Origin of the sequence: Photorhabdus aegyptia, from assembly GCF_000612035.1 — a bacterium.
Lineage (GTDB): Bacteria > Pseudomonadota > Gammaproteobacteria > Enterobacterales > Enterobacteriaceae > Photorhabdus > Photorhabdus akhurstii.
Map to the genome: position 1 here is coordinate 21,243 of NZ_JFGV01000057.1, position 11,965 is coordinate 33,207.

An 11,965-nucleotide genomic window follows, 5' to 3' on the forward strand; every position below is an offset into this window, starting at 1 on the left:
CGCTTTAAAAACGGGAGAAATCATTGAAAAGTGCAAGCCCCATCAATAACACCAGTATCATGGCACCGATGCGATAGCTGAAGTCTTGTACACGCTCGGAAACCGGCCCACCTTTTATCTTTTCGATAAACAAGAAGAGCAGATGTCCACCATCTAACACAGGTAATGGGATTAGGTTAATAATCCCAAGATTGACGCTTATCAGCGCCAAAAACATCAAATAATACACCAAGCCGGAATCAGCCGACACCCCCGCCCCTTTGGCAATAGAGATAGGCCCACTCAGGTTGTTAATTTTCACATCACCAACGATCAGCTTACCAATCATACTGACAGTTAATCGCATCAGTTGCCAAGTCTTATCTCCAGCCTGATACATGGCAGAGAAAGGCCCGTATTGCTGAACGATTCTATATTCATCGGCTAATGGCACAACTCGCAGTTCCACACCGGCAAAACCAACTTTCCTGCCACCGGATTGTTGTTTTACTTCCGGCGTCATAGAAAGAGAAATAATATGACCAGCCCGATCCACGGAAAGTTCCAGCGGGACATTAGGATTATTACTGACAAAGGATGTAAAAGTATGCCAAGCATCTATTTCCTGGTCACCGACTTTAACTATCCTATCCCCCTTTTGCAAACCCGCCTTTTCCGCTGCGGAGCCAGGAATAACTTTTTCCACCAGAGAATCCAAACGAGGACCGACAGGCATAATCCCTAGAGACAATACAGGGTCCTGCTTATCAGGATCAAAGCTCCATTGCCGCAAATCCAGAATTTTCTCTACCGGATATGATGAACCAAGAGAGATAACCTGAACGGTCATATTATCATCACCTATCTTGCCCACCAGAGCAAAACGAACTGAATTCCAATCAGGCGTTTCGATACCATCTACGGATTTTAGTTCCATTCCCGATGAAATATTTGCTTGCGCAGCGATAGAATCTGATTTGATATCCGCAACAACAGGACGTATTGCCGGCACGCCAATAATAAACACTAACCAATAAACCACAGCCGCCAATAAAAAGTTAGCAATTGGCCCAGCACTGACAACCGCGGCACGTTGACCAAGTGTTTTATTATTGAATGCCATATGACGGTGTTCAGGAGAAACAGGTGAAACACGCTCATCAAGCATTTTCACATATCCCCCCAGTGGAATAAGGGCTATAACATACTCCGTTCCCTGGCGATCCATACGCCGCCATAGCGCTTTACCAAAACCAATGGAGAAACGTTCAACGTGAATACCACACTTTCTGGCTACCCAAAAATGACCGAACTCATGCACAGTGATCAATATGCCTAGCGCAATAATAAAAGCCGCCAGATTCCAGAGAATTCCCATCATATTTTTTAAACGCCGTCAAACAGAGAGATCAAAACACCAGCAATATCATGCCGGCAAAAACAGGGATCGCAGCAGTCAGACTATCAATACGATCCATAACACCGCCATGTCCCGGAATTAGCTGGCTGCTATCCTTAATACCTGATTCACGTTTGAACATACTCTCAGTTAAATCACCAAATACAGAAGCGATAACAACAATAGCAGAACACAACATAAGTTTTTCAGGCATTGCAGGTACTGGAGCATATTTCCCAAACAACCATGAAATAATGGCCGCTGTCATTAATCCTCCGATTAATCCTTCCAGCGTTTTTCCTGGAGAAACTTTCGGCGCCATTTTACGTTTACCTAAAGTACGTCCGAAAAGATAAGCACCAGAATCCGCCCCCCATACCAGCAACATGACATACAGTAACCACCATGCGCCATAATATGAATTATCACCATATCCTTGGGTCCGTAAGACCATCATTCCACAGTAGAACGGCACTAATGTCAGGATACCAAACAAAAGGCGCAATAAAATGGATTTCTTCCAAATTGCAGCGGAAGAAGGGTAGGTAACAACCAGAAGCGTCGCGACAATCCACCAAATCATCCCCCCCCATAGGGCAAAAGTGATTTGCGGCTGTCCAATCAAATCAGTGAAATCTGGCAGAGTATACTGTAGGGCTAATAAACCAATAGCAAACAGAGCCGCCAGAATAGCCCGTTTCGTTTGGCTGAATAAGCCAGCGAATTGCCCCCATTCCCATGCGGCAAGGGTTGAAACAGCGATAATAACCAGCCCAAACGCTACTGGCGGCAGCAAAAACAGAGCGGCAATCACAAGAGGGATTAATATCACAGCCGTTATAAGGCGGTACTTCAGCAAGAGTTCCTCCTATGATCCCACATCGGCATCGTCTGGTATTGTTCCGCCAAACCGGCGTTCTCTTTTAGCAAAGGCATTAATTGCACCTTCAAAAACGGTTTCATCAAAATCAGGCCAGAGTATATCGGTAAAATAGAATTCTGCATAAGCTATCTGCCATAACAGAAAATTACTGATACGATGCTCACCTCCGGTTCTGATGACTAAATCAACCTGAGGCTGCTGGCTTAGATTCATATAATTATTAACTAATTCTTCAGTAATATCCTGTGGCTCAAGGGAATTATCTTTAATCTGTTGAGCAATTTTCTGAACACTTTGAACAATATCCCAACGACCACCATAATTTGCAGCAATATTAAGTCGCAGCCCCGTATTATTAGCAGTCAACTTAACTGAGCGACAGATACGATCCCGTAAACGCTCACTGAACCGGCTGATATCGCCAATAACAGATAATCTAATATTATGCTTATGTAAACTTTTGACTTCGCTATCTAGTGCAAAAATAAATAATTCCATTAAAGAACTGACTTCTTGCTCCGGTCGATTCCAGTTTTCACTACTGAAAGCGTATAGCGTCAGTGACTCAATTTTATGTTTAGCCGAGAAACTCACCGCACTCCGTACCGCTTTAATCCCCGCACGATGACCAAAGGCTCTTAATTTCCCTCGTTTCTTTGCCCAACGGCCGTTACCATCCATAATAATAGCAACATGTTTAGGTAATAATGACGATAAATCGTTCTGATGATGATTGCTGGATAATATCACTCAATTAATCCTTTACTGGTCAGGGTAATTCTCTTACAAGTTCAGGCATCCAAACGTAAAAAAGCCGTGTCTGGTATCCACGGCCTGGGTAAAAGCCTAATTATCTGGAAGAGAACTTCCAAAATCTGGACCGTTAATTATATCAACCAACAGTTATACGCAAACTATACCATCAGGTAAAAATGCAGACAAATACCCATTTGCCAATCCAAGACTACCTGATAAATGAACGAATAGTCTTCATAGCCAACTCTCTTGCGAGATTATCAATCTGTAAGACCTCCTCAATGCTCTGAGGTTCCGGTAAATTTAATTTTTCTACAACCTGCCGGTTTATAATTGCAATATCTGTGAAAGAGATTCCATTTTGTAAAAAAACCTTAACGATCTCTTCATTCGCTGCATTTAAGGCTGTCGTTGCAGCCTGACCTGCGTGACAAGCTTCAATAGCCAGTTTCAAGCACGGATACCGTTCATAATCTGGTTTCGAGAACGTCAGTGTACCCAAAGAATAAAAATCAAGAGGTTCAACACCAGAAGCAATACGATTTGGATACGCCATTGCATAGGCAATTGGTGTACACATATCCGGCGTTCCTAATTGAGCAATAACGCTGCCATCCTGATAACGAACCATAGAGTGAATAACCGATTGAGGATGAATTACCACTTCCATTTCCGCCGCAGATGCATTGAACAGGCAACACGCCTCAATATATTCCAACCCCTTATTCATCATTGTCGCAGAATCTACCGAAATCTTACGCCCCATCGACCAATTCGGATGAGCACAAGCCTGGTCCGGTGTAACAAAAGCCAATTGCTCCAAAGGAGTATGACGAAAAGGCCCGCCAGATCCTGTCAGAATGATATTAGCAATTCCGTGTTGTTTTAGATCTCCGCGCCCAAGGTTTCGCTGTATGACTTCAGGTAAACTCTGGAAAATAGCATTATGTTCACTGTCAATGGGTAATAGTTGAGCATTATATTGCGCCACCGCATCCATAAAAAATCGGCCACTGGTAATTAGCGACTCTTTATTAGCAAGTAAAATCTGTTTACCCGCTCGGATAGCAGCCAACGTTGGCAATAAACCAGCAACACCAACAATCCCAGACATCACCTGATCAACATCATTCAAAGCAGCTAAATCACACGCAGCCTGTTCCCCGAAAAATACCTCAGTTTTACAACCTTGTTCAATGAGCAACTGACGCAACTCTTTTGCGGAAACTTCGTCCGCCATCGCAGCATATTGAGGCCGAAATTCCAGACATTGTTCAGCCATAACCTGGATATTTTTTCCAGCGGCAAGCGCTGTTACTTTAAATTTATCAGGATTATTGCGAACTACAGTAAGTGTACTTTTGCCTACCGAACCTGTGGAACCAAGAATGGTCAACCTTTTCATACTGATGCTCTGAATTGTTTTATTTGGTGTGTATTGATACTTGTCTGATTTGCCTAGCTATGAACGCTCATGACTTCAGAGAAATGCCGAATAAAAAAATAGCGCCGCACGATAGCAGCGCTGATGTATCGCATGAAAGAGATTAGAACTCCATCAGTTCTTCTTCTTTCTTCGTCAAAGCTTCATCAACTTTTTTGATGAAATTATCCGTCAGTTTTTGAATATCATCCTGCGCACGACGCTCATCGTCTTCACTGATCTCTTTGTCTTTCAACAGCGCTTTGATTTTGTCGTTAGCATCACGACGAATATTACGCACAGAGACACGCCCCTGCTCAGCTTCACCACGAACCACCTTAATCAAATCTTTACGGCGCTCTTCTGTCAATGGTGGCAAAGGAACGCGGATTGTTGTCCCCGCAGAAGATGGATTCAGCCCTAAATCAGAAGCCATGATTGCCTTTTCAATCGCCGGCGTTATAGTACGATCAAATACCGTGATAGCCAGGGTACGTGCATCCTCAGCAACAACGTTAGCAAGCTGACGCAAAGGCGTTGGCGCACCATAATACTCAACAGTGATACCATCCAGCAGACTAGGAGAAGCTCGGCCGGTACGAACCTTGCTAATTTGGTTTTTAAGTGCTTCGACGCTCTTTTCCATACGGTCTTGTGCGTCTTTTTTGATTTCATTAATCACGTTACAAACCCTTGGGAACTGGTTGTTTTCAAGCCATAAATCATTATGACCATGATTTGTTAAATTTGGCGTATCAGGCGACTCATCATACCGCCAAACATCTCTGGTGTCTTTGAACATTACTCATGAGAAATCAGGGTACCTTCATTTTCCCCCATCACCACACGACGTAACGCCCCCGGCTTATTCATGTTAAATACGCGAATGGGTAAGCTATGATCACGAGCCAGAGTGAATGCCGCCAAATCCATAACTTTCAATTCACGCTCTAATACCTGCTGATAAGAGAGCTTATCGAACAATACCGCTTCTGAATCTTTCGCCGGATCAGCCGAGTAAACACCATCTACTTTAGTTGCTTTTAGCACAACATCTGCTTCAATCTCAATACCGCGCAAACACGCTGCCGAATCTGTAGTAAAGAACGGATTGCCGGTACCCGCAGAGAAAATAACAACACGACCATGACGTAGCAAACTAATCGCTTCTGCCCAACTATAGTTATCGCAAACGCCATTTAAAGGAATTGCAGACATTAGACGGGCGTTCACATAGGCGCGGTGTAATGCATCCCGCATTGCCAGACCATTCATTACTGTTGCCAACATGCCCATGTGGTCGCCGACTACACGGTTCATTCCTGCTTCTGCCAAGCCAGCACCACGAAACAGATTACCACCGCCAATGACGACACCGACCTGTACGCCTAACTCAACCAGTTCTTTGATCTCCTGAGCCATGCGATCTAAAACGCTGGCATCTATACCAAAACCTTCTGCACCTTGCAGGGCTTCGCCACTGAGTTTAAGCAGGATACGCTGATATACGGGTTTTGCATTGGTTGCCATGATGTTCTGTCCTAAGCAGAAAAGTATATTGGGGATTTACATACATCCGGGTCATTCTGACCAGATGCAAAAACTCAATGCCTACTGGGATAGGCAGTTTAGATTAGATAAAACAGAACCGCCATTTGGCGGCCCTGTTTGTAAAAATTAAGACTATTTACTCATTGCAGCAACTTCCGCTGCGAAATCAGTCTCAACTTTCTCAATACCTTCACCCACTTCATAACGGATGAAGCTGGTCACTTTAGCATTGTTTTCTTTCAACAGATCACCGACAGTTTTGCTCGGATCCATCACGAAATTCTGGCCTGTCAGAGAGATCTCGCCGGTGAATTTATTCATACGGCCAGAAACCATTTTCTCTGCGATTTCACGTGGCTTACCAGACTGCATTGCGATATCCAGTTGGATTTGGTGCTCACGCTCAACAACGTCAGCAGGTACATCGCTTGGGTTAACATATTCTGGCTTGCTTGCAGCGATGTGCATAGCCACATGCTTAATCAGCTCTTCATTAGTGCCTTCAGCCGCAACCAGAACACCGATACGCGCACCATGCAGGTAAGTACCCAATTGTTCGCCTTCTAATACAGAAACGCGACGAATGTTGATGTTTTCACCGATTTTAGCAACCAGTGCGGTACGCTGCTCTTCGAACTTAGCTTTCAGCGTTTCAATATCAGAGACTTTATCAGCCAATACTGTCGCCATAACTTCTTTACCGAAAGCGATGAAGCCAGCATCTTTAGCAACGAAGTCAGTTTCACAGTTCAGCTCAACTAAAGCGCCGAATTTACCATCAGCAGCCACTTCCGTCAGGATGATACCTTCAGCAGCGACACGGCCAGCCTTCTTAGCCGCTTTCGCCTGACCTGATTTACGCATGTTGTCAATCGCTAACTCGATATCGCCATTAGCTTCAACCAGCGCTTTTTTACATTCCATCATACCTGCGCCAGTACGCTCACGCAGTTCTTTTACCAAAGCAGCGGTAATTCCAGACATTTGTTTTATTCCTCGATGTATCCCGCAGGAAGAGAGTATTCCGCATGGATAGTTCTTATATTAGATACGTAAAAGGGGGCCATAACAGGCCCCCCTAACCAATATATTTCAATACCTGGTTAATAAGGGCTCAATAATGAGCTTGCCTTATTATTCAGCTTCTACAAAGCTTTCTTCTGCCTGAACAGCCAGATCTTGAGAACGACCTTCACGAACAGCGGTAGCAACAGCACCTAGATACAGTTTTACTGCACGGATTGCGTCATCGTTACCAGGGATGATGAAATCAACACCATCTGGATCAGAGTTAGTATCAACAACCGCAAATACTGGGATACCCAGGTTGTTTGCTTCTTTGATAGCAATGTGTTCATGTTCAGCATCGATAACAAACAGAGCGTCAGGTAAGCCGCCCATATCTTTGATACCGCCCAAGCTATTTTCTAACTTACCAAGTTCACGAGAACGAATTAACGCTTCTTTCTTGGTCAGTTTGTCAAAAGTACCGTCCTGAGACTGTGCTTCTAAATCTTTCAAACGTTTGATGGACTGACGAACGGTTTTCCAGTTAGTCAACATACCGCCTAACCAACGGTGATTAACGAAGTATTGATCACAGCTCTGAGCTGCTTCTTTAACCGCTTCGCTCGCAGCACGCTTAGTACCAACAAACAGAATTTTGCCTTTGCGTGAAGCAATTTTGTTCAGTTCAGCTAACGCGTCATTGAACATTGGAACAGTTTTTTCCAGGTTGATGATATGCACTTTGTTACGAGCGCCAAAGATGAATGGTTTCATTTTTGGGTTCCAGTAACGAGTCTGGTGACCGAAGTGAACGCCCGCTTGCAGCATATCGCGCATGGAAACAGTTGCCATTGTAAACCTCTGTAAAATATTAAGTTGGGGTTATGCCTCCACGAGCCCCATAACACCGACTCCTTAGCTGCATGTTCTGCATGAGAGCACCCCGGTGTATGTGCCGACTCGTGTGTGTTATTACACAGTGAGTATATTTAACGCCACTCTGTTTTGCCTCAGTGGCAAATACAGAGAACGCCGGCGCGCTTTATATCATAAACCCACCTAAGACACCAACTTTTGTTGTCACTTTCCGATAGCTCAATGTGAAAAGAAAGGCAGGGTTACGGAAGGTATTCTTGATAGGCAAAAAGGTAACGAGGGAAATAGGGCTGCCAACTGTTATTGGCAGATATTCTGTAGGCTGATACCATTAGTTCAATAATTTTTTCCTTGTTGAAAAACATACAACCAGCAGATTCGCTGGCATTGAATGGACAAGTTTCATGGCAATCTCAATTAAAACCTCTGAAGATATTGAAAAAATGCGCGTCGCCGGTCGACTGGCGGCAGAAGTGTTGGAAATTATTGAACCTTACGTCAAACCCGGTGTAACAACAGGTGAATTAGATCGTATCTGTCACGATCACATTACCCATAAACAACAGGCTGTCTCTGCCTGCCTTGGTTATAATGGTTTCCCAAAATCCGTTTGTATTTCTGTTAATGACGTAGTGTGTCATGGTATCCCTAGTGATGATAAGGCATTGAAAGATGGCGATATTGTTAATATCGATGTGACTGTCATCAAAGAGGGCTTCCACGGTGATACATCAAAAATGTTCATTGTTGGCAAACCAACCATTCAGGGTGAGCGCCTATGCCGCATCACTCAGGAAAGCCTCTATCTGGCCTTGAAAATGGTGAAGCCCGGTATTCGCCTGCGCACCCTTGGTAGAGCCATCCAACAATTTGTTGAAGCTAACGATTTTTCTGTAGTCCGTGAATATTGCGGTCACGGCATCGGCGAAGGGTTCCATGAGGAACCACAAGTACTGCACTATGACGCTGATGATGGTGGTGTTGTTCTGCAAAAAGGCATGGCTTTTACTATTGAACCTATGGTTAACACCGGTGACTACCGCATCCGTACCATGAAAGATGGCTGGACAGTCAAAACGAAGGACCGCAGCCTGTCTGCACAGTATGAACATACCATTGTTGTTACTGATAACGGCTGTGAAATCATGACATGGCGTAAAGAAGAAGAGTCAGCGCTTTCCGCAGTCTTGGTAAATGAATAATTAAAACAGCACACTACGAAGCCTTGCTGAAATCATACAAGGCTTCTCATCTCTTCTCTGCAATATCCTCTTGTTTAACCCCCTACTTTCTCAGTAATCTGGCCTTATGATTCGCCCTTCTCATAGGTTTATGCTTATGCCAGCAGATATCGCCACAATTCGGGCCCCTATCCCGCCACTTTCTCCCGCTGATTTTTCTAGCGAAGAGCTTCACTACCCTATGTTGAAACAGCACCTCGAAGAATTTCAACTTTGGCTAGAGCATGCATTTAAAGCGGGGATTTCCGCAGAAGCCTTGATTTCTGCACGCAGTGATTACATAGACCAGTTATTACAACAATTATGGCATGCCTATGGATTTGATAAGATTTCATCACTTTCATTGATTGCCGTCGGCGGATATGGCCGACGGGAACTGCATCCGCTATCTGATATTGACGTACTGATACTCAGCGAACAGTCGCTCACACCGCCTCAAGCTCAGAATGTTGGACAATTTATCACTTTACTATGGGATATCCGGCTGGAAGTCGGTCACAGTGTTCGCACACTTGAAGAGTGTTTGCTGGAAGGGCTGTCAGATCTAACTATTGCGACGAATTTAATCGAATCACGATTAATTTGCGGCGATCCAGCCATTTTTCTTCAATTACAGCAACATACCTTCAGTGATGGTTTTTGGCCTTCTACTGACTTCTTTGATGCCAAAATTGTTGAACAACACGAACGCCACCAGCGCTATCACAGTACAAGTTATAATCTGGAACCTGATATCAAAAGCAGCCCCGGAGGGTTGCGAGACATTCATACCCTACTGTGGGTTGCCCGTCGCCATTTTGGTGCAACCTCCATAGATGAAATGGTCGACTTTGGTTTCCTAACAGTGGAAGAACGTAATGAATTAAATGAATGCCAAAGCTTCCTTTGGCGTATCCGCTTTGCTCTTCATCTGGTAGTCAACCGTTATGATAATCGCTTGTTATTTGATCGCCAGTTCAGTATTGCTCAATTATTAGGTTATCAAGGGGAACGTAATCAACCGGTAGAACGAATGATGAAAGATTTCTATCGGATGACACGCCGCGTTAGCGAACTCAACAATATGCTACTGCAACTGTTTGATGAAGCTATTCTGGCACTGGAAACCAATGAAAAATCCCGCCCACTGGACAGTGAATTCCAGCTACGGGGGCAACTTATTGATCTAATCGACGAAACCCTGTTTATCAAAGAACCCGCAGCTATTATGCGGATGTTTTATCGCATGGCAGAATATGAAGAAGTTCAAGGCATTTATTCTACTACGTTACGCCACCTCCGTTATGCGCGCCGCAACCTGTCTCAGCCATTGTGCGAATTGCCGGAGGCTCGCCAAATCTTTATGGATATTCTACGTCACCCCAGGGCGGTTGAAAGCGCATTTGTGCCCATGCATCGTCACAGTGTTCTTGGTGCTTACACACCGCTTTGGGGCAATATTGTCGGTCAGATGCAGTTTGATCTGTTTCACGCCTATACCGTCGATGAACATACCATCCGCGTACTGAGAAAATTGGAAAGTTTTGCCGATGAGAATAACCGTCCAGCCCATCCACTCTGTGTTGAGCTATACCCTCGTCTGCCTCAACCTGAGCTTCTACGTCTTGCTGCGCTATTTCATGACATCGCCAAAGGGCGTACTGGCGACCATTCTGAACTTGGCGCTGACGATGCGCTAGCGTTTTCACTGCAACACGGGCTTAACTCACGAGAAGCTGATTTGGTAGCCTGGCTGGTTCGTCATCATCTGTTAATGTCAGTCACAGCTCAACGACGAGATATTCAGGACCCAGAAATCATCAAGCAATTTGCCCATCAAATCCTCAATGAAACCCGGTTACGCTACCTAATCTGCCTGACAGTCGCTGATATCTGCGCAACCAATATCAATCTATGGAACAGTTGGAAACAGAGCTTGTTACGGGAACTCTATTTCTCTACAGAGCATCAATTGCGCCAGGGAAATACGCCAGATTTTCGGGAACGTATCCGTCATAACCGTTTTCAGGCACTTGCTCTGTTGCGCCAAGATAATATTAACGAACAGGAACTTCATCGGCTCTGGAGTCGTTGTCACGCAGATTATTTCCTTCGCCACACGCCAAAACAACTTGCCTGGCACGCCCGTCATCTAGTGCAACATGATTCTCAAGAGTCGCTGATATTGATAAGTACCAAGCCAACCCGCGGTGGTACAGAAATTTTTATCTGGAGCTTAGATCGTCCTTCCCTGTTTGCGGCAGTTGTCGGCGAACTGGATAGACGTAACCTGAGTGTTCATAATGCTCAAATATTTACCAATCGTGATGGCATGACAATGGATACCTTCGTAGTACTGGAACCCAATGGTCATCCTTTAGCATTGGATCGCCATGAAATAATACGTAACGCACTTTTACAAGTCGTTCTGGACCCTTATACCAAGACACCGAAAACACGAAAATTACCAACCAAATTGCGCCACTTCAACGTACCAACAAAAGTGACCTTCTTACCTACCCATAACGAACGACGAACCTATATGGAACTATTTGCCCTGGATCAACCGGGGTTACTGGCAAGAGTCGGTAATATTTTCGCCGAAATGGGGGTTTCACTACATGGTGCACATATCACCACGATTGGTGAGCGTGTCGAAGATTTTTTTGTTCTGGCGGATAAAGATCACAAAGCTTTAAATAAAAAAGTCAGAGAAGAATTATCAGAAAGGTTGACAGCAACCCTAAATCCAAAGGATAAAATATAACTCAATATATACCCTATGGATTTCAAGATGCATCGCGGCGGCAAGGGAGCGAATCCCCGGGAGCATAGAGAACTATGTGACCGGGGTGAGTGAGTGTAGCCAA

At 44.6% G+C, this 11,965-nt stretch carries 10 protein-coding genes; 2 read left to right on the forward strand and 8 right to left on the reverse strand.

Translation table 11 applies throughout. The features are described 5' to 3' along the window. Positions 1 to 4 precede the first annotated feature (4 nt). From rseP to rpsB, 8 genes are all read right to left on the reverse strand, one after another. The gene (rseP, locus tag BA1DRAFT_RS16335) at positions 5 to 1,360 is read right to left on the reverse strand and encodes a sigma E protease regulator RseP (RefSeq protein WP_082303709.1); all 1,356 of its coding nucleotides are present in this window, start codon (positions 1,358 to 1,360) and stop codon (positions 5 to 7) included. 28 nt (positions 1,361 to 1,388) lie between these two features. Next, positions 1,389 to 2,237, reverse strand: a complete 849-nt coding sequence (gene cdsA, locus BA1DRAFT_RS16340) for a phosphatidate cytidylyltransferase (protein WP_036781248.1) — start codon at positions 2,235 to 2,237, stop codon at positions 1,389 to 1,391. A gap of 9 nt (positions 2,238 to 2,246) precedes the next feature. Then, complete coding sequence (gene ispU / locus BA1DRAFT_RS16345) at positions 2,247 to 2,942, reverse strand: (2E,6E)-farnesyl-diphosphate-specific ditrans,polycis-undecaprenyl-diphosphate synthase (RefSeq protein WP_228999042.1); 696 nt, start codon at positions 2,940 to 2,942, stop codon at positions 2,247 to 2,249. Positions 2,943 to 3,225: 283 nt separating this feature from the next. Next, on the reverse strand, positions 3,226 to 4,422 hold the full coding sequence (ispC, locus tag BA1DRAFT_RS16350; RefSeq protein ID WP_036781251.1) for a 1-deoxy-D-xylulose-5-phosphate reductoisomerase: 1,197 nt from the start codon (positions 4,420 to 4,422) through the stop codon (positions 3,226 to 3,228). Positions 4,423 to 4,564: 142 nt separating this feature from the next. After that, positions 4,565 to 5,122, reverse strand: coding sequence for a ribosome recycling factor (frr, locus tag BA1DRAFT_RS16355; RefSeq protein ID WP_036781275.1), 558 nt, complete (start codon positions 5,120 to 5,122; stop codon positions 4,565 to 4,567). A gap of 119 nt (positions 5,123 to 5,241) precedes the next feature. Next, positions 5,242 to 5,970: a UMP kinase gene (gene pyrH, locus BA1DRAFT_RS16360; protein WP_036781253.1), complete on the reverse strand. Its 729-nt coding sequence runs from the start codon at positions 5,968 to 5,970 to the stop codon at positions 5,242 to 5,244. Positions 5,971 to 6,123: 153 nt separating this feature from the next. After that, positions 6,124 to 6,975: a translation elongation factor Ts gene (gene tsf / locus BA1DRAFT_RS16365; protein ID WP_036781255.1), complete on the reverse strand. Its 852-nt coding sequence runs from the start codon at positions 6,973 to 6,975 to the stop codon at positions 6,124 to 6,126. Positions 6,976 to 7,125: 150 nt separating this feature from the next. Further along, positions 7,126 to 7,851: a 30S ribosomal protein S2 gene (gene rpsB / locus BA1DRAFT_RS16370; RefSeq protein WP_036781258.1), complete on the reverse strand. Its 726-nt coding sequence runs from the start codon at positions 7,849 to 7,851 to the stop codon at positions 7,126 to 7,128. Positions 7,852 to 8,279: 428 nt separating this feature from the next. Here rpsB and map point away from each other — a divergent pair, with 428 nt between their 5' ends. Together map and glnD are read left to right on the forward strand one after the other, a co-directional pair. After that, complete coding sequence (gene map, locus BA1DRAFT_RS16375) at positions 8,280 to 9,077, forward strand: type I methionyl aminopeptidase (protein ID WP_036781261.1); 798 nt, start codon at positions 8,280 to 8,282, stop codon at positions 9,075 to 9,077. 136 nt (positions 9,078 to 9,213) lie between these two features. After that, on the forward strand, positions 9,214 to 11,862 hold the full coding sequence (glnD, locus tag BA1DRAFT_RS16380) for a bifunctional uridylyltransferase/uridylyl-removing protein GlnD (RefSeq protein WP_036781263.1): 2,649 nt from the start codon (positions 9,214 to 9,216) through the stop codon (positions 11,860 to 11,862). The last annotated feature ends 103 nt before the right edge of the window (positions 11,863 to 11,965 follow it).

Excerpts from the sequence above, each read along its gene's own strand:
- rpsB (WP_036781258.1), bottom strand. The coding sequence starts at position 7,851 with ATGGCAACTGTTTCCATGCGCGATATGCTGCAAGCGGGCGTTCACTTC.
- pyrH (WP_036781253.1), bottom strand. The coding sequence starts at position 5,970 with ATGGCAACCAATGCAAAACCCGTATATCAGCGTATCCTGCTTAAACTC.
- rseP (WP_082303709.1), bottom strand. The coding sequence starts at position 1,360 with ATGATGGGAATTCTCTGGAATCTGGCGGCTTTTATTATTGCGCTAGGC.
- ispC (WP_036781251.1), bottom strand. The coding sequence starts at position 4,422 with ATGAAAAGGTTGACCATTCTTGGTTCCACAGGTTCGGTAGGCAAAAGT.
- ispU (WP_228999042.1), bottom strand. The coding sequence starts at position 2,942 with ATGGATGGTAACGGCCGTTGGGCAAAGAAACGAGGGAAATTAAGAGCC.
- glnD (WP_036781263.1), top strand. The coding sequence starts at position 9,214 with ATGCCAGCAGATATCGCCACAATTCGGGCCCCTATCCCGCCACTTTCT.
- map (WP_036781261.1), top strand. The coding sequence starts at position 8,280 with ATGGCAATCTCAATTAAAACCTCTGAAGATATTGAAAAAATGCGCGTC.
- tsf (WP_036781255.1), bottom strand. The coding sequence starts at position 6,975 with ATGTCTGGAATTACCGCTGCTTTGGTAAAAGAACTGCGTGAGCGTACT.